Here is a 20894-nt window from a genome sequence, read left to right as displayed (position 1 = left end):
AAGATGGCATGGACAAGGTGTTCGACGCCCTGGCGCATCCCACCCGCCGCCGCATCCTCGAACTGCTCAGGCGGGGGGGCATGACCGCGGGCGATCTGGCGGCGGCGTTCGACGTGTCGAAGCCGACGATGTCCGGACATTTCGCGCGATTGCGCGCGGCGGGGCTGATCCAGGGCGAAACCCGCGGCACCAGCACGGTCTACACGCTCAACCTCTCCGCGCTGGAAGAGGTGATGATGGGGTTCATGGGCCGGCTGAAGGTCGGCGGAGAGGGAGACGAGGGATGACGCGTCGCGGATTGATCGGGGCATCGGTGGCGACGGTGCTGGCGTTGGCCGTGCTGGCCGCGGTCGCGCTGGGGCGGCTGCCCGCCGGCGCGACGCTGCCGACGCACTGGAATGCGGCGGGCGAGATCGACGGGCGGATGCCCGCGGCGATGGCGCTGTTCGTCGGAGTGGCGATCACCGCGGTCGTCGCGCTCGTCTGCGCGCTGGTGCCGGCGCTCGAACCCGATCGCGCGCGGCGCGATGCCGGTGCGCCGGTGCTGCACGCGGCCTGGGCGGGTCTGCTGGTGCTGATGGTGGTGATCGAGGCGAAGGTCGCCGCACCCGCCTTCGGCTGGCGATTGCCCGCGCTGCTGCCGATGATGATGGTCGGCGTATTGCTGATCGTGATCGGCAACGTCCTCCCCAAATCGCGGCCGGGGTTCTTCGTCGGCATCCGCACGCCCTGGACGCTGACCGATCCCGAAAACTGGATCGCGACGCATCGCTTCGGCGCGCGCACGATGATCCTCGGTGGGCTGCTGGTCGCCGCTGCCGCGGTGCTGCCGCTCGGCCCCCATGGCCGGATGGCGCTGTTCGTCGTCGCCATCCTGGTCGCCGCGGTGCTGCCGATCCTCTATTCCTTCTGGTACTGGCGCCGCCACCGGGCGGGATGAACCGCGCAGGCGTTCACTCCGCCGCCAGCGCGCCCTCGCCGGCGCCCGCGACGTCGGCATCGTCGCGTTCCTGTGCCTGCCGCGCCCACATCTCCGCGTACAGGCCGCCGCGGCGCAGCAGCTCCGCATGCGTGCCGCGTTCGGCGACGCGGCCGCCGTCGAGCACGACGATCTGGTCGGCGTGCACCACCGTCGACAGCCGGTGGGCGATCACGATCGTGGTGCGGCCGCGCTCGATCGCCTTCAGCGTGTCGAGGATCTCGCCCTCGGTCCGGCTGTCGAGCGCGCTCGTCGCCTCGTCGAGGATCAGGATCGGCGGGTTCTTGAGCAGGGTCCGCGCGATCGCGACGCGCTGTTTCTCGCCGCCCGACAGCTTCAGGCCGCGTTCGCCGACGCGCGTGTCGTAGCCATCGGACTGGCGGGTGATGAAGCCGGATATCGACGCGCCCGCCGCCGCCGCCTCGATCTCGGGCCGCCCCGCGCCTTCGCGGCCATAGGCGATGTTGTAGCCGATCGTGTCGTTGAACAGCACCGTGTCCTGCGGCACGATGCCGATCGCCGCGCGCAGCGACGCCTGCGTCACCGCCCGGATGTCCTGTCCGTCGATCGTGATCCGTCCGGCGCCGACGTCGTAGAACCGGTACATCAGCCGTGCGAGCGTCGACTTGCCCGCGCCCGACGGGCCGACGACGGCGAGCGTGGTGCCCGCGGGCACGTCGAGGTCGAGGTGTTCGAGGATCGTGCGGTCGGCATCGTAGCCGAAGCGCACGCCCTCGAAGCGGACATGGCCCCGTCCGATCGCCAGCGGCGTCGCGCCGGGGGCGTCGGTCACTTCCGCGGGCGTGTCGATCAGCGCGAACATGCTCGCCATGTCGATCACCCCCTGGCGGATGGTGCGATAGACCATGCCGAGCAGGTCGAGCGGCCGGAACAGCTGCGACAGCAACGTCGACACGAACACCACGTCGCCCGCCGAGAAGCGGCTCTGGCTCCACCCCCAGGCGACATAGGCCATGCCCGCGCCGAGCATCAGGTTGGTGATGAGCGCCTGTCCGACGTTGAGCCACGCCAGGCTGTTTTCCGACTTGGTCGCGGCGGCGGCATAGGCGGAGATCGCGGCGTCGTAGCGGCGCGCCTCGCGCTCCTCGGCGCCGAAATACTTCACCGTCTCGAAATTGAGCAGCGAATCGACCGCATGCGCGACCGCGCCGGTATCGAGGTCGTTCATCCGCGCGCGCAACGCGTTGCGCCAGTCGGTGACCTTCTGCGTGAACAGGATGTAGACCGCGACCATCGCCACCGTCGCCGCGACCAGCGGCCAGCCGAAGCTGTGCCAGAAGATGCCGAGCACCAGCGTCAGCTCCAGCACCGTCGGCGCGATGTTGAACAGCAGGAAATACAGCATCGTGTCGATGCTCTTGGTGCCGCGCTCGACCACCTTGGTCACCGCCCCGGTGCGCCGTTCCAGATGGAAGCGCAGCGACAGGCCGTGCAGGTGGCGAAACACGTTGGCGGCGAGCCGCCGCGTCGCATCCTGTCCGACCCGTTCGAACACCGCGTTGCGGGCATTGTCGAACAGCGTCGTCGAAAAGCGCGACGCCGCATAGCCGACGACCAGCAGGATGACGATCGTCGCCAGCCCGCGGTCGCCGACGCTCATCCGGTCGACCGCATATTTCAGCGTGTAGGACGCGCCGAACACCTGCACCAGCTTGCTGGCGACGACCAGCGTCATCGCGCCGACGATCCGCGCCTTCAGCCGCGCCTCGCCCGCCGGCCACAGATAGGGCAGGAACCGCCGCAGGGTCGGCAGCAGCGGCTGGTCGGCCGGGGTCTGGTTGGTCGGATCGAGGGGGGGCATTGCCGCCTATGTAGGCGCGACCCCCGCTGCGCGAAAGCGACGCGGCGGAACATAAAGCGACGCCCGCGGATTTTACCCGCAGAGAGTGAGGCGCTGATGGAACCGCTGTTCTACGTCATGGCGATCATGGGCTGCGCGGACGGCAACGTCCAGTGCACCGAGGCACGCATCGTCCCCACGCATTATGCGTCGATGGCGCAATGCCGTGCGGCGCTGCCGGACCAGCTGGCGCGCAACACCGACGTTCCCTATCCGATGATCGGTGCCGCGTGCCGAACCGCGGGTGCGCAGATCGCTGCGGCCACGCCGCGCGCCCGCGCGCTCTGACAAGGTCGGCGACCGCCCGGAGTATTGGAACAGGCGCGATCGGTCGACAATAGGCTGAGCGTCTTCGCAGAACCCGTTCGACGGCACGATCGGCGTGCTGCGCGGGCGGCATATCCCTCGATGAGCGGCGGCGAGCGGTGGAGCCAGCCGAATGTCGGCTCGCGTCGTCGCCGCGCTCGCAGCTGATGGCGGGTAAGTCCGGCGTCACTGCGGCGGCCTGTCCGGCGACGTTTCCCGTCTCCCGTGTCAGTCGAACAGCGTCCGGTGAAAGACCAGCGCCGCCGCACCGAGCGGCCCGGACAGCTCGGGGTCGAGTCCGGCCACTGCCGTGACGGTGGACGGGGCGCGACGATCGCGCCGGATCGGCCAGTGGTTTTCCGGCCAGTCGATGGCATCGACGATCCGCTGCGCCAGCGCGCGGGGCAGCCGGCCCCCAAGGATCACCGCCTCGCAATCCAGCGTGAAGCGCAGCGCGCCGAACAGATAGGAAAAGGACGGCTGGTGTGCGGCGAGCCAGGCATCCACGCCGGGCCAGTCGGGATCGAAGCGCGCCACCATGTCGGAAATGCCGTCGCAGCGGACGCCGTGACGGCTCAGGCAATGGTACAGCGTCGCGAGGTTGGGCGTGACGCGGCCGGTGGACAGGAACAGTCCGCCGATCTCGCCGGCATTGCCGTGACGCCCGCGCATCAGCGCACCGTCGACAACGATGCCCGCACCGAACCCGGCCGCGACGTTGACGTAACAGAAGCTTTCGAAGCGCGCACCGATACCGAGCAGGCGTTCGCCGAGCGCGGCCGCGTTGGCGATGTTCTCGACGACGACCGGCATCGCCAGATGACGCGCGATCGCATCGTCGAGATCGATCATCGCCCATTCCTCGAGCTCGGGGGCGGGATTGACCGTCCCCGGATCGACGAAATAGCCCGCCACCGCCACGCCCAGTCCGCGCAGCCTCCGCCGGTCGATCCCCAGCCGCGCGAGCGCGTCGCGGCCGAAGTCGACGGCGGCATCGAGCATCGCGACGCGCGGCATGCCGGGCAGCGTCACCTCGCGCCGGGCGCGGACCTGCCCCGCCATGTCGAGCAGCACGACGTCGGCGCGATCGGTCATGACCGACAGTCCCAGGCTGAAGGCGGCATCGGGCTCAATATGGATCGACGTGCTGGGTTGGCCCGGCCCGGAGACGACCGGGACGCCGGCGCGCACCAGCCCCGCCGCCTCCAGTTCCTCCGTCGCGCGGAACACCGCCGTACCCGACAGGCCGCTTTCGCGAATCAGGATCGCTCGCGACACGCTGCCATGCTGGCGGACCATACCCAGGATCCGGCGGGCCCGGACCGACACATCAACCATGCACGATATCCGCCTTCTTCAACACCCTAGCTGTCATCGCGCATCCAAACCACCGCTGCAATCGATTGACATATTAGTTTCATACAAGATGATATATATCCGTCGTCCGAAGGGGAATCGAAATGACGAGGATGGCGACGATACGCCGGTCGGCGGCCGTGATGGCCAGTACGATGCTGACAGGCATGCCGATGGCCGCAACGGCCCAGGCGGACCAGACGGCCCGGCCCGGCCCCGTGGCGCACGCCGGCGGTCCGGCGGGCGGGGAGCAGGGCGGGGTTCGGGACGCAGGTCAGGACGGGGGTCAGGGCGCGGACCAGAATGCGGATCAGGGCGGGGACATCGTCGTCACCGGCTTTCGCGCCTCGCAACGCTCCGCGACCAGGGCCAAGCGTGACGCGGCGGTGATCCTCGACGCGGTATCGCAGGACGATGTCGGGCGGCTTCCGGATCTGAACATCGTCGAGGCGAGCCGGCGGATCACCGGCGTGTCGGTTGTGGGCGGCGCCGATCCGACCAAGAACCGCGACATCTACCAGCGCGCGACCATTCGCGGCCTCGATCCCAAATACAATCTGGTGACGATCGACGGCATCCCGCTCGCCTCGCCCGACTGGGTGTTCCGCGGCGCACGGCTCGACATGCTGCCCTCCTCGCTCGTCGCGCGGATCGAGGCGATCAAGAGCGTCACGGCGCACTACGACCCGCATGCCCTGGGCGGACAGATCAACATCGTGTCCAAGAGCGCGTTCGACGGACGCGGCGACCGCGTCTTCGTGGTCAACGCCAATGGCGGCGACAACGACACCGCGGGCAAGCTGATCCGCAGCGGTGGCGCGTCGGTCCGCGCCGATGCGACCGGCGCGATGCGCTTCGGTGCGAACCGCGACTTCGGCATCGTCGCGTCGGTCGAATATCAGCGCCTGCCCTCCACCGCCCGTGCGGAGCTGCCCGGCGACACCAACGCCGCGGGCTGGACCTATTTCACCGCGGCGGGCGCGCGCACGCCCTTCCCCAACCTGTCGACCGGCCCGCTCGTGCCGATCCGCAACCAGGATTATTTCTTCGAGAACATGCGCACCCGGCTCAGCGGCAACCTGAAGCTGGAATGGCGCCCCGACGACGCGACCGAGATGTCGCTGTTCGGGGGCTATTACCACGACAAGGATACCGAGACCCGGTACGAGGTGCTGACCCAGCCGACGGGGGCACCAACCGACGTGACCGCGACCAGCGGACGGTTCGCGCGGGGGTTCATGCAGCATGGTCTCACCTACCAGCCGGTGGCGCGTGACACCTGGCTGATCGATGCCAGGGGGCGGCACGACTTCGGCGACGGCGTGGTGCTCGACACGACGCTGGCCCGTTCGAAGGCCGAATATCGCGAAGTGCGCGAGATGATAAAATACGACAGCAACCCCCAGCCGGGCACGTCGTCGGCGGGGTTCCTGCCGCAGTTCGGCTATGCCTATCGGCTGGTCGACGGTCGCCCGCGCCTGACGTTGAACGACGAGGCGGCAGCGATCAATCCCGACAGCTACCGCGCGCTCTACTATCGCGACATCCATCGCGATCTCGATTCGACGGTCGACTTCGCCAGGGTCAATCTCGGGATCAATGCCGGGGCCGGCGATCGCGGGCCGGGCATCAACGTCGGCGCGGCGGCGACGCGCACCGACCTCTCGTACGACCAGCGCTACGTCGAATATGTCTCCGCCAGTGCCGCCGCCCTGAGCGCGATCGGCACGATGCGCCGGATCGTCTACGACCAGCGTCCCGCGACCTACCTGACGCCGGGCGTCCCGTATCTGCTGCTCGATCGCGGCAAGGCATGGCAGCGGTTCGAGGCCAACCGCGCATCGTTCATCACCACCAACCAGATCGCCAACAACGCCGCCGACGACTTCAGCGATCTCGAGACGACGAAGGCGGCCTACGCGCAGGCGCTGTTCCGCGCCGACCGCTTCGACGTACAGGCCGGGCTGCGCTACGACCGCACCGACCTCGTCATCGATACCAACCAGGCACCGACGGTGCGCGGTACGACCGCCTATCAGCCGGTGCGCCGGACCACCGGCTACGGCTATTGGCTGCCGTCGGCGCTCGCCACCTATCAACTTGGCGACGGTATGCGGCTTCGCGCGGGGGTGTCGAAGACCATCGGCCGCCCGGACTACAGCCAATATGCCGCGCGCACGTCGTTCGGCGTCGGCAGCGACGGCGTGCTGACGATCAACACCGGCAATCCCGACCTGAAGCCGCGCGAGGCGTGGAACTACGACCTGTCCTACGAATGGTATCTGCCGGCCGGCATGATCTCCGTCGCCGGCTTCGTGAAGGACATCCGCAACGAAATCTTCACCAGCAGCCAGCAGGGACCGGCGACGACGTTCCAGGGCGTCACCTACCAGAACGTCTTCGTCAGCACGCCGCGCAACGCGGCCGGCGCGCGCGTCAGGGGGCTGGAGGTCGGCTACACGCTGGATCGCATCCCGTTGGTGCCGGGGCTGGGCGTCAACGCCAATGTCACGCTGCTCGACGGGTCGTACGGCCAGCCGGTGAGCGGTGCCGGCGTCGCATCCGGTTTGCCGGCGACGCGCCGCACGAGCGGGCTGATCCAGCAACCCGCCTATATCGCCAACGCCACCGTCTTCTATGCGACGGGGCCGTTCGAGCTGCGCGCCTCGTACAATCGGATCGGGCGCGCGCTGCAGTCGGCGGACGGCGATACGCCGACGCGCGACCTGTACCAGGAGCCGCGCCAGCAGATCGACATGCAGGCACGGTTCACCGTCCGCCACGGACTGGAACTGGTCGGGCAGGTGCAGAACCTGACCACGGAACCCTTCGTCGTCCGCCAGGGCGTCCGGCGGCGCTATGTGAACTATTATTTTCCCGTCGGCCGCACCCTCTGGCTGGGACTGTCGTGGAAGCCGCAATGGTGAGGGGCCTGGCGGTCGCGCTGCTGCTGGCGTCCGCCGTGCCGACGCCGGCCGCCGACACCGATGCGGATCGCGTGCGCGTCGTCCTCAAATTCGTCAGGCGCGGCGCCGGGCCGGCGATGCGCTTCGATCCCGCCTCCTGCCCCGCCTGCGCACCGGTCACCGTGCCGCTGTTCAACGCGGACAATGCGCGCGAGACGGTCGTCGCGCTCGACGTGCCGCGGCGGCGCTCGCTCGAGCTGGCGTTTTTCGGCCCCCCGGCTGCGATCCGCCGGGTGCTGCTCGAAGGCGGCGACGTGCCGTTCCGCGCACGGGCGGGGGGACTGGTCGTCGCGCTGCCGCCCGTGACCGCCGACGCGGTCACCGCGGCGGAGGTCGCGACGCATATCGTGGAGCCGGGCATGGTGCTGCGCTTCGAACATGCCGATCCGGCGCGTCGTGCCGGCCCCTATGCGAGCGGCCCGTTCCCGGTGCTGCAACGCCGTGCGGCGGACAACCTGGAATTCGCCCAGCGCGAGGTCGTGCGCCGGCTTGGCCTGGGCGAGGCGGTGGCGCGTGGCGGGCTGGGGCGGATCCAGATCATGGGGTTCGACACGAATGCCCCGCACGGCCATGGCGATGCGCCGCCCCACGTGCATATGCACCTGCGCTGGCCGGACGACACCGGCACGCAGATCGGCCATTATTATATCGGCGACGACGGGCTGCTGACGCACAACATCGTCGGCGTGAAGGGGCTGGCGGTCGCCGATCGCCGGTTCGATCGCGGTGCGACCTTCACGACGATCGGCCCCGACGGTCGTGGCGTCTACAGCCATCGGATAACCCCGGAAGGGTGGCTGGAAATCGGCCGCCCCGGCGAGGCGCCCTGCCGTGTCCGCCCCGCGGGCGGCACCGGCTTCGACACCGGTGCGCTGGTCGCGTGCCCCGGCGCCGCGCCGGTCCCGATCCGCGTGACCGACGATCCCGGGATCCTGCGCGTGGTCACCGGCACCGTCACCGAAGTCTTCCGCTACGATCCCGACACGGGATCGCTGCTGTCCCCGGCCGACGTACCGGCCCCGCCTCCTTCGGTCTTCGTGCCGGAGCCGGCCGCTATCGCCGGGCAGGCACCGCATGGCCTCCCCAATTCCGCAGCGAAGGATTGAACGATGGACATACGCACGAAAAGACTCGCCGCCATGCTGCTGCTGACCATGGTCGCCGCCACGCCGGCAGCGGCGCAGACTTACAACACGGACAAGATCGGCAACCTGCTGAAAAGCGCGCACAGGGACATGACGATCGTGTGCGCGCATCGCGGGCTGCATGGGACCGCGGTGGGGACGAACTCGCATGCCGACTGGCTGCGCAACATCCCTGAAAACTCGGTTGCGGCGATCGAGGCCGCTGCCGCGAACGGTATCGAATGTTCCGAAATCGACATCCGGCTGGACAGCATAGGCAATGCGGTCGTTCTTCACGACACCAATCTGGGCCGCACCACCAATGCCTATACGGCGGTGAACGGGCAGCCATACGACCCGTATACCCACGCCGGATACAACCCCAATATCGATGCCTTCCCCGGCCAGGACTGGAACCTGCACCTGCGCTATCCCAATCTCTCGGGCTACAGCGACAGCCGTTTTACCAGGTTGCACGACATCCTGAGCGCCATCCGGGACAAGCGGCTGTCGATGATCCTCCTGCTGGACGTCAAGGACGTCCCGGCCGCCAAGGTGGCGTGGGATATCGTGAAGGGATACCGCAACGCGTGGGGCACGCCGGCAGAGCGCTGGGTCTATTTCAAGATGCCGGTCAGTGCCATCGGCAACGACGCGGCGTCATTCGAGCAAAAGGGCTTCTTCAATCCCGGCACCGAAGGCGGTCGTTTCCGCCTGATCCCGGTGTTCGGCGCCGACTTCATCGATGCAAGCGGCGGCCCCGGGAATTCGCTGGCCAATTGGCGGTCCTATTACGCGAAGGACTATGTCTATGCGACCGAGGTGCGCCTCAAGCAATATGACAACTCCCTGTCCTATCCGCTCAACAATATCATAAATTCCTATTACGCCATGCGCACGACCCAGACGAACGTGAAGGTATTGGGCGCGTATCAGCCGGTGCCGGAAACGCGATATAACAGCTATTTCGCGGCGGACGGACATTGCTGCACCGATCCTCGCTACTGGCTGTGGAAATCCCAGCATGGCTGGGGGCAGGAAACCTACGACAATCGCGAAAACCTGAACTGGATCACGAGCGTGGCCAGCGGCAGCTTCTCCTATGTCATCACGGATGATCCCATGACCGCGATCTCCACGCTGCGCAGCCAGGGGCGACGGAACACCAGCGTCATCAGCAATTGACGGCGGGCATGGGCGAGCCGCCGGACCCGGCTCGTCCATGCACGGACCAAGGAAGCGATCGATGCCGTTCGAACCAACTCCCCGCGCCCTGACCGGCTTCGCGGCGGCTGCCCTTCTCGCCGGCCTTGCAGTTATCGCTGCCAGCTCGATCCGAACCGGGGCCGACGCGCCGTCCGGGCAGGGGGATGTCCGCATCGTCACGACCGGCGCATCGCCGGCGCCGTCGCCGCCTGCGACGGTACCGCCTTTGCCGCCGGCGGCCGACCTTCGATCCGGAAGGCCGGAGGATCTGACCGCCGCCCTCGTCAAGCAATTCCCAGCGATCCGGGAAGCGCAGATCGTCTGTGAGCGCGGGTGTAAACTTGTCGCCGCCCTGGGAGACCAGGGTCTGACGCCGACCCCTTTCGACGGCAATCTGCAACGCTTTCTCACGGACCACGGCTACAGGCCGAGCGGCGATCTGGTGATCGACCAACCGGGCGATAACGACACCTTGCTGACGATACCGCTGGCTCCGCCGTCACCGCCGCCCGAGCCGTGATCATCCGCGCCCAGCCAGCGGCGCTGCCCGCTCCCGGCGCCATCGTACCACACCACCGGTCCGTCCACCCCCGCACCGTGCCAGTAGCGCTCCCCAATCCCGCAGCCTGACATGCGCCGACGACCCGCGACCCTTCCCGCTGCCCGCCAGGGCCGGACTGCGTCACCTCGTGCCGGTGCCCGGCAGGGTCGTGCCCGAGGTCGGTACCGGCGCCTCCCGACGAGGTGTTCCGGCGCAGGGGCGGTCGACGGGGTCGCGAGGGACGGTGCCGTCGGCGCGGCGTCGCATCCGCAGCAACGGCGCGCCTGTCGTCGCCCGTTCGATCGCCGGCGCGAAGTCCGGCAGTTCATCGCGCTCGGCGATCCAGCCGATCTCGAACCCGAACCGGCAGTACTCGCTCTCGGCACCCGACGTGTCGCACCGCGCCGGCATCGCGATCGCGAACCCGTCCTGCCCCGCCCTTGCCGGCATGCTCGCGCGCGACCTTGTGACGCCAGCGCGGTCAGACGAAGCCGAGGTTCCAGCTCGACGGGTTGTAATTGCCCATGTTGGGCAGGACCGTCGTCATGGCGCCGTTGCCGACGCCGAACCAGCTGGCCAGCGTCGCCGCATATTGATCGACCGAGGTCGTCGGCAGCAGCCGACCCTGTCCGACGTCGTCGGCGGTGTTGTTGCCCAGTGCCGGCGGCGCCCCGTAGAACCGCTGGCCGCGCACCGCGCCGCCCATGACGAAATGATGGCTGCCCCAGCCATGGTCCGACCCGTCGTCGTTCGATTGCAGCGTCCGGCCGAAATCGGACGCGGTGAAGCTCGTCACCTTGTCGGCGACGCCGAGCGCGACCGTGGTATCGTAGAAGGCGCGCATCGCCGCCGCCACGCGGCCGACCAGCCCGGGATGCTGCGCGACGAGATTGTCGTGCAGGTCGAACCCGCCGAGCGAGACGAAGAACACCTGACGCCTGGCGCCCAGTTCGGACGAGACGGAGATCAGCCGGGCGACCATCTTGAGCTGGTCGGCGAGGCCGTTGCCGGTCGGGAACAGCGGGAAGTTCGCCGCGGGCGCGCCGCCGAGCGCGCCGCTGACCTGCGCATAGGTATCGAGCGCGCGCTTGCTGACCCGTGCGTGCTCCCCCGCCAGCAGGTTGGCGTTGCCGCCCGTCATCAGGCTGCGCAGCGTCGTCGCCGCGGTCGTCGATCCATACAGCGACGTCGCATTGTTGATGAGCGGGATCGGGCCGCCGGTGCCGATCGCATATTGCACCGCCGACGTCCCGGTCAGGTACACGGCATTGCCGCTCGCGTTGATGCAGGTGAGCGTCGCGGCGCCGTTGCCCGCCTGGAACAGGTCGCCGATCCGGCCGCCCCAGCCCGAGGTCGCGCCCTCCGGGTTGGAGGCCTGGAAATAGCTCTGCTGGTCGTTGTGGCTGAACAATTTGGGCGGCAGCCGCACCGCATTCTGCTGATATTGCGTCTTGGTCGTCGGCTGCACGAGCGTGCCGACGTTGAGCGCGACCGCCAGCCTGCCTTGGTCGAACAGCGGCAGCAGCGGCGCCATCGTCGGCGCCAGCGCATATTGGCGCCCGCCGGGCAGCCCGATCGTCGGCGTCAGCAGCGTATCGGCGAGCGATTCGCGGGTCAGCGCGATGTTCGCGCGCGCCGCCTGATATTGCGCGTAGCTCGCCGCGTCATAGGCGGGCAGCGTGTTCGCATAATCGTTGCCGCCGTAGAGGAAGACGCAGACCAGCGCCTTGTAGTCGGTCGCGGTCGCCGCCGCGGCCTCGCCGATCGCGGCGAGGCTGGTGACGAAAGGCGCCGCGACCCCCGCCATGCCAAGCGCGGCGGAGCGCTTGAGGAAGGCGCGCCGGGAGGCGTCTCGGGTCACGTCCATCTGGGTCACCGCTGCGTCAGGAAATCGGGGGAGGCGAGCGTCAGCAACACCGCGATGCCGACGCGGTTGACCGGACCGTTGGTCGCGGTGGCGCTGACGCTGTCGACCGCGGTTCGGATCGCCGTCACGGTCGCCGTGCCGAGCTGGCCGGCGGCGAGGACCAGATTGACCTCGTCGACCAGCGCGGCGCTGTCCGCCGCCTTGGCGATCAGGTCGGTATAGTCGGGCTTCATGTCGCCGGTGCCGTTCGCGACCAGCCCCTGCATGTAGTTGACGTAGGCGACGACGCTCTGCTCGTTGGTGATCTGGAATTCGGGCGCGACGAGGCCGGCGCTGCTGATCCCGGTGGCGGGCGGAGAATAGGCCGGACGGAAGAAGTTGAAGACGGTGGCGCTGCGCCCCATCGACTGGCCGAGCCGGGTCGACTGGCTCGACGTGTCGCCGAACGCCCAGGCGTTGGCGGGCGAGGCGATCTTCGCCATCCGCGCCCAGCCGGTCAGCCGCATCACCGGTTCGCGCAGCTTGCCCGCGGTGGCGCCGGTCAGCGCGGCGTCGCTGCGCGCCTCGGTATCGAGCAGGATCGCCCTGATGACGGACTTGAGGTCGCCGCGCGTGCCCGCGCCGTTGTCCGCGAAGATTGCGGCGACGCGGCCGACATAGGCGGGGCTGGGGTTGCTGGTGACGAGGCGCTGGATCAGCTGCCGCGAGACGAAGGGGGGCAGGTTGGGATGCGCGAAGATGGTGTCGAGCGCGACCTTCACCGCCGCCATGCCGCCGCCGCTGGTCGATGCGCCGAGGAAGCTCGCCGCGCCGGTTTCGTTCAGGGCGGCATTCATCACCAGCGGCTGGCGATAGCGGTCGGGCGTCGTGCTGACGTTCGTCGCGAGGCTGAGCCCGGTGAACACGCGCGCCAGCCCCGCGACGTCGGCGGGGGTATAGGTTTCCTGCGGCACGCCGGCGAGCGTCTTGACGCTGCCGTCCATGTTGAGCTGGTAGAGACCGAGCGTGAACAGCTGCATCAGTTCGCGCGCGTAATTCTCGTCGGGCTGCGCGCCGGTGGTCGCGTTCGCCTTGCGATTGCCGAGGAAGGTAAGGAACGACGCCATCGCCGCGTTGGTCGTGATCGCGTCGAGCAACGTGCGGTAATTGCCGAACGCATTGTCGAGCAGCACGTCGACATAGGCGGCGGTGGCGAACTGCTTCCAGTTGAGGTTGACGCCGCCGATGCCGACGACGAGCAGGTCGAGCAGCGCCATGCCGACGCGCTGGCGCAACTGGTCGGGCTCGGCGATCATCTGCCGCCACAGCGTCGCGTCGAAGCCGGTTTCGGCGTTGATGTTGGCGGCGGCGGCATAGCCGTTGGCGACCAGCCAGTCCCAGTGCGACGTCGCGCGGGGCAGGGCGAACTGGTCGTCGATCCAGCCTTCGTAGCGGCGGGAGACGACCGTATCGATCGTCGCACGCGTCGCACCCATCGATGCCTGTGCGAGGAAGCGGCTGGCCTGTGCGGGGGTGATCGCGGCCGGCACGACCACCACCGGTGGCGACGCGACGGGCGGGGCGGAACCGCCACCACCGCCCCCACCGCACGCCGCCAGCAGCAGCGCAGGAGCGATGACGCCGCCCAGCCTCAGCGGATCGGTGACGGCGGCTGCCTCCGCGAGGCCGTCGGCAGGCGCCGCGGCGCCGCTCCACGCTTCGTCCAACACTGTGCAAGTCCCCCGACCCGGTGCGCCCGGCGCCCCTCCACGACGGGTGCCGGATAGCAGCATCCTATAGCACGCGATCTTAATGGCATAGGTTAACGCGGATCGGACGGGCGCGGTCGCTGCCGCGTTCGGCGGGCGGCAACGAAAAACGCCCCGGAGGATGACCTCCGGGGCGTCGGGATTCGCGAAAGGCGTGCCGGTCAGTCGATCTTCGGCAGCGTCTCGAACTGGTGGTACGGCGGCGGCGAGGACAGCGTCCACTCCAGCGTCGTCGCGCCTTCGCCCCAGGGATTGTCGGGCGCCTTCGGCCCGGCGATCAGCGAATAGACCACGTTGACGAAGAAGATCACCATGCCCGCGGCCATGATCTCATAGCCGTGGCTCGCCATCGCGTTCCACGTCGCATAGGCGTCCGGATAGTCCGGGTAGCGACGCGGCATGCCCTGCAGGCCCAGGAAATGCATCGGGAAGAACATGACGTTCACGCCCAGGAAGAACACCCAGAAGTGCGCCTGGCCGAGGGCCTCGTTGTACATCTTCCCGAACATCTTCGGGAACCAGTAATAGAAGCCGGCGAACAGGCCGAACACCGCACCCAGCGACAGCACGTAGTGGAAGTGCGCCACCACGTAATAGGTATCCTGCATGTAGTCGTCGATACCGCCGTTGGCGAGCACGACGCCGGTCACGCCGCCGACGGTGAACATGAAGATGAAGCCGATCGCCCAGACCATCGGCGTCTTGAACGTCAGCGAACCGCCCCACATCGTCGCGATCCAGCTGAAGATCTTGATGCCGGTCGGCACCGCGATCACCATCGTCGCGGCGGTGAAGTACATCTTCACGTTCACGCTGAGGCCGGTGACGAACATGTGGTGTGCCCACACGACGAAGCCGACGACGCCGATCGCGACCATGGCATAGGCCATGCCGAGATAGCCGAAGACGGGCTTGCGGCTGAACGTGGCGATGATCTGGCTGACGATGCCGAAGCCCGGCAGGATCATGATGTACACTTCGGGGTGGCCGAAGAACCAGAACAGATGCTGGTACAGGATCGGATCGCCGCCGCCGGCGGGATCGAAGAAGGTCGTGCCGAAGTTGCGGTCGGTCAGCAGCATCGTGATGGCGGCGGCGAGCACCGGCAGCGCGAGCAGCAACAGGAAGGCGGTGACCAGTACCGACCACACGAACAGCGGCATCTTGTGCAGCGTCATGCCCGGCGCGCGCATGTTGAAGATGGTGGTGATGAAGTTGATCGCGCCGAGGATCGACGAGGCGCCGGCGAGGTGGAGCGACAGGATCGCCATGTCCACCGACGGTCCGGGCTCGCCATAGGTCGACAGCGGCGCATAGACCGTCCAGCCGGTGCCGGCACCGCCGAAGAACGGCGAGGCGAGCAGCAGCGAGAAGGCGGGGATGAGCAGCCAGAAGCTGACGTTGTTCATCCGCGGGAACGCCATGTCGGGCGCGCCGATCATGATCGGCACGAACCAGTTGCCGAAGCCGCCGATCATCGCCGGCATGACCATGAAGAACACCATGATGAGGCCGTGCGCGGTGATGAGCACGTTCCACAGGTGCAGCGCATGGTCGAGGCCGCCGTCGCCGCCGGGCAGGAAGTTCGCCCAGCCGACGAGATACTGGATGCCCGGCTGCGCGAGTTCGGCGCGCATCAGGCCCGAAATCGCGCCGCCGATGATCCCCGCGATGATCGCGAAGATCAGGTAGAGCGTCCCGATGTCCTTGTGGTTGGTCGACATGAACCAGCGGGCGAAGAAGCCCGGCTTGTGGTCGGCATCCGCATGCGCATGGTCGTCGTGCGCCACGAATGCGGAGGGGTGGAGGGCGGTATCGGTCATCTTACTGTCCCGCGTTGCCGGTGGCCGGATTGCCGGTCGCACCTTGCGAAGAAGTGGGGGCTGCGATCGTCGCATTCTCGGTCGGGCCGGTGGCGGCGTCCACCGCATTGCCCTCCGCCTGCTTGACGGCGGAGCCTTCGGCGCCCGGCTGCGGGATCACCTTGTCGCTCGGTCCGGCGGCGCGCACCGTGCCGCCCTTGGCGCGGACCCAGGCGGCGAACTGCGCCGGCGGGACCGCCTCGACCGCGATCGGCATGAACGCGTGGCGGGCGCCGCACAGTTCCGAACACTGGCCGAAGTACAGGCCCGGTTCCTTGATCGTGAAGCTCGTCTCGTTGAGGCGGCCCGGCACCGCGTCGAGCTTGATCCAGAAGGCCGGGACCGCCCAGCTGTGGATCACGTCCTGCGACGTGGTGATGAGGCGGATCGGCACGCCGACCGGCAGCACGATGCGGTTGTCGGCGGCGAGCAGGCGCGGACCGTCGGCGTCGGTGCGGAACCGTTCGCCCTTTCCGACCTGGTCCTTTTCCTTCAGCATGTTGGCGGTGATCTCGAACCCGCCGTTATCGGGATATTGATACGACCAATACCATTGGTTGCCGATCGCCTTCAGCGTGATCGCATTGGCGGGCGCCGGCTTGAACTGCGCCTGGAGCAGACCGATCGACGGCACCGCGATCAGGACCAGGATGATGACCGGCGCGAGCGTCCAGATGATCTCGATCGCGGTGTTGTGGCTGGTCTTCGACGGCACCGGATTCGCCGCCTTGCGGAAGCGGATGACGACGTAGATCAGCAGCAGCAGCACGAACACGCTGATGACGGTGATGAGCGGGAACAGGATCGAATCGTGAAACCAGTGCGCGAACTGGCCGTTCGTCGTCACCTGCGGCTGGATGCCGATACGGCCGTCGACCGGATGGCCGATCCCGGCTTTGGCGACCATCGCCGGCGCGCCGTCCATCGCCAGTTCGGGCGAGTTGGGGGCGGCGGGCGGCGTCGCGGCCACGGTGGCCGACGCGCCCGCCGGCGCCGCGGCGCCCTGCGGCGCCGGTGCGGCGGCGGTGGCGGCCGGCGGGGTCTGCGCGGCATCCGCCGTCGCTCCCAGTCCCGCCAGCACCAGGCCGGTGGCCAGTGCGATCCCCTTGAACCTCATGCGCATGCGTGTCGTCACCCCGTCCAGATTCCCTCGCCCGCCCGGCGAACGGGCCGTTTCGGGCGCAAGCCTGCACCCCTTTTGCCATGGCCTATACGCGCCGGGGGGCTCGGCCTCAAGCGCCGGGCTGCGGTTTATCGACGCGGCCGGCTTGGCGGCGGGTGGCGGAGATCCTATGAGCCGCACGGACCGACGTATCCTGCGAGACCGCCGATGACCGACGACGACGTGCTGGCCGAATTCCGTGCCGCCGATGCCCTGCTCGAGGGGCATTTCATCCTGTCGTCCGGCCTGCGCAGCTCGCGCTACCTGCAATGCGCGCGCGTGCTGATGGACCCGCGGCGTGGCGCCCGCCTCGCCGAGGCGCTGGTGGCGCGGATCCCCGCGGAACTGAAGGCGCGGATCGGCGCGGTCGTCTCGCCCGCGATGGGCGGCGTCATCGCCGGGCACGAGATGGCGCGCGCGCTCGGCGTCGAGGCGATGTTCGTCGAGCGGCCGACCGGCACCTTCGAACTGCGTCGCGGTTTCCGGCTGGCGCGGGCGCGCGAGGTGCTGATGATGGAGGACGTCGTCACCACCGGGCTGTCGAGCCGCGAGGCGATCCGGGCGATCGAGGCGGCGGGCGGGCGCGTCGTCGCCGCAGCGTCGCTGGTCGATCGCTCGGGCGGGACGGTGGACCTCGGCGTACCCTTCTTCCCGCTGATCCGTATCGACGTGCCGACCTATGCGGCGGATGCGGTGCCGCCCGAACTGGCGGCGATCCCGGCGATCAAGCCGGGCAGTCGCGCGGCGTGATCCTCTCCCTCGCCCTCGCCGCCGCCGCGGGTGGCCTGTCGGCGAGGGTCGATGCGGTCGCCGACCGCGCCAGGCTCGCCGGCGTCCTGTTGGTGGCGCGCGGCGACCGGGTGCTGGTCGAGAAGGGCTATGGCACGGTGTCGCCCGGCGGCGGCGCGATGCACGACCCGCGCGCGCGCTGGCGGCTGGCATCGATCACCAAACAGGTCACCGCCGCGCTGCTGCTGCGCGATCATCCCGCCGCCCTCGACGCGCCCGTCGCGCGCCCCGGCGGGCCGCGCGGCGCGACGCTCGCGGTCACGCTGCGCCAGCTGCTGACGCATCACAGCGGGCTCGCCAACCCCGACGACACGCCGGCGGCGGCGGGCAGCCTGCCCGCCTTCTACACCCGCGCCGCGCCGGACCTTGGCTATTGCCTGTCGCGGCCGACGGTGCCGGGCAGCGCGTTCGCCTACAACAATTGCGACTATCTGGTCGCCGCCGCCGCGACGGGGGGCGTGCGCGGCTGGCCGGCGGGCATGACGATGGCGCGGGGCATGGCACGCGGGGTGCCGGGGTTCGTCGGCGGCCGGCCGGAGCCTGCGTTCCGGCTCGCCGCCTTCGGTGCCGCAGGCGGGCTGACCGGCACCGCGCGATCGGTGTTCCGCTTCGACCGCGCGCTGATGACCGGCATGCTGCTACTCCCGCCGCTGCGCGCCGAGTTGTGGACGCCGGAGGGCGGCGGCAGTTATCAGGCGCTGGGGGCGTGGGTGTTCCCCGGCCGTCTCGCGGGATGCGCGGCGCCCGTCCGCATCGTCCAGCGCGACGGCGAGATCGGCGGCGTGCAGACGCGCAACTACATCCTGCCCGACGCCGACATGGTCGTCGTGGTCTTCACCAACCGATCGTCCGACGATTTTCCCATCGGCGAGATCTGGCAGGGCAAGGGCTTCGCCTTCGACCTGCTTTCCGCCGCGGTGTGCGGCAAGGACATGGCATGACCGACTTTCTGCGTCTCGGCGTCAACATCGACCATGTCGCCACGGTCAGGAACGCGCGCGGGGCGGGCTATCCCGATCCCGTGCGCGCCGCCTCGATCGCGGCGGCGGCGGGGGCGGACGGGATCACCGCGCACCTGCGCGAGGATCGCCGCCATATCACCGACGACGACATCGCCCGGCTGTCGGCGGCGCTGACGATACCGCTCAACCTCGAAATGGCGGCGACCGACGAGATGCTGGGCATCGCGCTGCGCCACCGCCCCCATGCGGCGTGCATCGTGCCGGAAAAGCGCGAGGAGGTGACGACCGAAGGCGGGCTCGACGCCGCGGGGCAGTTCGACCGGCTGGCGCCGCTGATCGCGCGCCTGCGCGATGCGGGTATCCGCGTGTCGCTGTTCGTCGAGCCCGAGGCGGCGCAGATCGACGCCGCGATCCGGCTGGGCGCGCCGGTGATCGAACTGCACACCGGCCGCTATGCCGAGATCGACGGCGACGCGCGCACGGCGGAGTTGCGCCGGCTGTCGGATGCCGCCGCGCTGGCGGCAAAGAACGGGATCGAGGTGCATGCCGGCCATGGCCTGACCTTCGACAACGTCGGCCCGATCGCGGCGATCCCGCAGGTCCGCGAGCTCAACATCGGCCATTTCCTGGTCGGCGAGGCGCTGTTCGTGGGGCTCGGCGAGGCGGTGCGGCGGATGCGCGAGGAGATGGACGCGGCGCGTGGGTAAGGCGCGCCGATCCGCGCCGGCAGGGGAAGGGGGGCTTCGGACCGCGTCCGGCGCGAGGCCGTCCGCTGCGCATCCTTCCGCCGCCGGGCAGGCCGGAGCCGCCGCATGATCGTCGGTCTTGGCTCGGACCTGTGCAATATCGTGCGTATCCAGGCGTCGCTCGACCGGTTCGGCGAGCGGTTCGAACGGCGCGTCTTTACCGACCACGAGCGCGCCAAGGCCGCCCGCCGGCCGTACACCAGTGCGGGCACGCTGGCCAAGCGCTTCGCCGCCAAGGAGGCGTTTTCGAAGGCGGTCGGCACCGGGTTCCGGGCGGGCGTGTTCATGAAGGACATCGGCGTCGTCAATGCCCCCTCGGGCGCGCCGACGCTGGCGCTGACCGGCGGCGCGAAGGAACGGCTTGACGCCATGATCCCCGAAGGCCACGTCGCCCGCGTACATTTGACCCTGACCGACGATCATCCCTGGGCGCAGGCCTTCGTGATAATCGAGGCGATTCCGGATCCCAAGGCATGAAGGAAGCGGTGTTGGACGGCAATCAGCCCACCGAGCCGGCGGTCACGCCACCCCCGGCACAGGCCGCGACCAAGCGGACCGACTGGTGGGGCGAGATCAAGGGCATCTTCTGGCTGATCCTGATCGTGCTCGGCTTCCACAGCTTCGTCGCCAAGCCGTTCTACATCCCGTCGGAATCGATGCTGCCCGGCCTCAGGATCGGCGACCGGCTGGTGGTGTCGAAATTCGCCTATGGCTGGTCGTTCGTGTCGCCGACGATCCCCAATCCGGTCGCGATCTTCAAGAGCCTGGTGCTGCGCCAGCCCGAGGACAGCTGGAGCGTCGGCCTGCCGTTCGTCCACGGCCGCCTGTTCGGCAGCCTGCCGACGCGCGGCGACGTGGTGATCGTGACGCCGCCGGGGACGCGCAACGATTATATCAAGCGCGTCATCGGCCTGCCCGGCGACACGCTGGCGGTGCAGGGCGGGACGGTGATCCTGAACGGCAAGCCGATCGCGCGCGGCGAGATGCATTACGTCGACCTGCCGGTCGACACCAACAGCCCGTGCAGCGACAGCGAATATTACGGGGCCCGGCGCCCCGCGCCCGGCGGCGGCTATGTCTGCCACCTGCCGATCGTCACCGAGACGCTGCCCAACGGGCGCCATTATGACACCGTCGACCTCGAACCCGACAGCCCCGGCGACAATTTCGCCACGGTCCGCATTCCCGCGAACCACGTCTTCCTCATGGGCGACAATCGCGACCGGTCGGCGGACAGCCGCTTCCCGCTCGCGCAACTGGGGCTCGGCGGCCCGGTGCCGTACGAGAATCTGGGCGGTCGCGCGGAATTCCTGACCTTCAGCCTCGACGGCGATGCGACGCTCAACCCGCTGACGTGGTGGGGATCGCTGCGCTCGGGCCGGGCCGGCCTGTCGTTGCACCCCGCCGGGGGCAAATGAC

19 protein-coding genes are annotated in these 20894 nt (G+C 68.9%); 12 read left to right on the top strand and 7 right to left on the bottom strand.

The window, feature by feature from the left end:
* Positions 1-8 precede the first annotated feature (8 nt).
* Entirely contained in the window at positions 9-287 is a 279-nt protein-coding gene (locus LPN01_RS11105) for a metalloregulator ArsR/SmtB family transcription factor (RefSeq protein WP_262828486.1), read from the top strand.
* Positions 284-940, top strand: a complete 657-nt coding sequence (locus LPN01_RS11100) for an SdpI family protein (protein WP_262828485.1) — start codon at positions 284-286, stop codon at positions 938-940. The genes LPN01_RS11105 and LPN01_RS11100 overlap by 4 nt, the downstream gene beginning before the upstream one ends.
* 13 nt (positions 941-953) lie before the next feature.
* Here the strand turns inward: LPN01_RS11100 and LPN01_RS11095 are convergent, their stop codons facing one another.
* On the bottom strand, positions 954-2801 hold the full coding sequence (locus tag LPN01_RS11095; RefSeq protein WP_262828484.1) for an ABCB family ABC transporter ATP-binding protein/permease: 1848 nt from the start codon (positions 2799-2801) through the stop codon (positions 954-956).
* A 96-nt stretch (positions 2802-2897) separates the two neighbouring features.
* Between LPN01_RS11095 and LPN01_RS11090 the strand changes: the two genes are divergently transcribed.
* On the top strand, positions 2898-3128 hold the full coding sequence (locus tag LPN01_RS11090; RefSeq protein WP_262828483.1) for a hypothetical protein: 231 nt from the start codon (positions 2898-2900) through the stop codon (positions 3126-3128).
* A gap of 246 nt (positions 3129-3374) precedes the next feature.
* Here the strand turns inward: LPN01_RS11090 and LPN01_RS11085 are convergent, their stop codons facing one another.
* The gene (locus LPN01_RS11085; RefSeq protein ID WP_262828482.1) at positions 3375-4484 is read right to left on the bottom strand and encodes an ROK family transcriptional regulator; all 1110 of its coding nucleotides are present in this window, start codon (positions 4482-4484) and stop codon (positions 3375-3377) included.
* 191 nt (positions 4485-4675) lie between these two features.
* On the opposite strand from LPN01_RS11085, the gene LPN01_RS11080 reads away from it, so the two are divergent.
* The 4 genes from LPN01_RS11080 (at position 4676) to LPN01_RS11065 (ending at position 10318) form a co-directional block, all read left to right on the top strand.
* The gene (locus LPN01_RS11080; protein ID WP_262828481.1) at positions 4676-7429 is read left to right on the top strand and encodes a TonB-dependent receptor; all 2754 of its coding nucleotides are present in this window, start codon (positions 4676-4678) and stop codon (positions 7427-7429) included.
* Entirely contained in the window at positions 7423-8574 is a 1152-nt protein-coding gene (locus LPN01_RS11075; RefSeq protein ID WP_262828480.1) for a hypothetical protein, read from the top strand. The genes LPN01_RS11080 and LPN01_RS11075 overlap by 7 nt, the downstream gene beginning before the upstream one ends.
* Positions 8575-8577: 3 nt before the next feature.
* On the top strand, positions 8578-9777 hold the full coding sequence (locus LPN01_RS11070; RefSeq protein WP_262828479.1) for a glycerophosphodiester phosphodiesterase family protein: 1200 nt from the start codon (positions 8578-8580) through the stop codon (positions 9775-9777).
* 61 nt (positions 9778-9838) lie between these two features.
* Positions 9839-10318, top strand: coding sequence for a hypothetical protein (locus tag LPN01_RS11065; RefSeq protein ID WP_262828478.1), 480 nt, complete (start codon positions 9839-9841; stop codon positions 10316-10318).
* 162 nt (positions 10319-10480) lie between these two features.
* Here the strand turns inward: LPN01_RS11065 and LPN01_RS11060 are convergent, their stop codons facing one another.
* From LPN01_RS11060 to coxB, 5 genes are all read right to left on the bottom strand, one after another.
* Positions 10481-10789 carry a hypothetical protein gene (locus LPN01_RS11060; RefSeq protein WP_262828477.1) on the bottom strand — a complete coding sequence of 103 codons (309 nt, stop codon included), beginning with the start codon at positions 10787-10789 and terminating at the stop codon, positions 10481-10483.
* Positions 10790-10820: 31 nt separating this feature from the next.
* Positions 10821-12206 carry a DUF1501 domain-containing protein gene (locus LPN01_RS11055; RefSeq protein ID WP_262828476.1) on the bottom strand — a complete coding sequence of 462 codons (1386 nt, stop codon included), beginning with the start codon at positions 12204-12206 and terminating at the stop codon, positions 10821-10823.
* Positions 12207-12211: 5 nt separating this feature from the next.
* On the bottom strand, positions 12212-13915 hold the full coding sequence (locus LPN01_RS11050; RefSeq protein WP_262828475.1) for a DUF1800 family protein: 1704 nt from the start codon (positions 13913-13915) through the stop codon (positions 12212-12214).
* A 200-nt stretch (positions 13916-14115) separates the two neighbouring features.
* Complete coding sequence (gene ctaD, locus LPN01_RS11045; protein ID WP_262828474.1) at positions 14116-15777, bottom strand: cytochrome c oxidase subunit I; 1662 nt, start codon at positions 15775-15777, stop codon at positions 14116-14118.
* Between the two features lies 1 nt (position 15778).
* On the bottom strand, positions 15779-16939 hold the full coding sequence (gene coxB / locus LPN01_RS11040; RefSeq protein ID WP_262828473.1) for a cytochrome c oxidase subunit II: 1161 nt from the start codon (positions 16937-16939) through the stop codon (positions 15779-15781).
* A 207-nt stretch (positions 16940-17146) separates the two neighbouring features.
* Here coxB and pyrE point away from each other — a divergent pair, with 207 nt between their 5' ends.
* The 5 genes from pyrE to lepB all read left to right on the top strand — a co-directional run bounded on the left by pyrE (position 17147) and on the right by lepB (position 20893).
* Positions 17147-17728, top strand: a complete 582-nt coding sequence (pyrE, locus tag LPN01_RS11035) for an orotate phosphoribosyltransferase (protein WP_262828472.1) — start codon at positions 17147-17149, stop codon at positions 17726-17728.
* Entirely contained in the window at positions 17725-18708 is a 984-nt protein-coding gene (locus tag LPN01_RS11030; RefSeq protein ID WP_262828471.1) for a serine hydrolase domain-containing protein, read from the top strand. Before pyrE ends, LPN01_RS11030 begins: the two co-directional genes overlap by 4 nt.
* Positions 18705-19436 carry a pyridoxine 5'-phosphate synthase gene (locus LPN01_RS11025; protein ID WP_262828470.1) on the top strand — a complete coding sequence of 244 codons (732 nt, stop codon included), beginning with the start codon at positions 18705-18707 and terminating at the stop codon, positions 19434-19436. The genes LPN01_RS11030 and LPN01_RS11025 overlap by 4 nt, the downstream gene beginning before the upstream one ends.
* Before the next feature lie 105 nt (positions 19437-19541).
* Positions 19542-19952, top strand: a complete 411-nt coding sequence (gene acpS, locus LPN01_RS11020) for a holo-ACP synthase (protein ID WP_262828469.1) — start codon at positions 19542-19544, stop codon at positions 19950-19952.
* Positions 19949-20893, top strand: a complete 945-nt coding sequence (gene lepB, locus LPN01_RS11015; RefSeq protein ID WP_262828468.1) for a signal peptidase I — start codon at positions 19949-19951, stop codon at positions 20891-20893. Before acpS ends, lepB begins: the two co-directional genes overlap by 4 nt.
* Position 20894 lies beyond the last annotated feature (1 nt).

This window comes from Sphingomonas sp. A2-49 (genome assembly GCF_025548555.1).
Classification (GTDB): Bacteria; Pseudomonadota; Alphaproteobacteria; order Sphingomonadales; family Sphingomonadaceae; genus Sphingomonas.
Note: the sequence above shows the minus strand (reverse complement) of the source record. Positions and strands in the feature narration are given on the sequence as shown.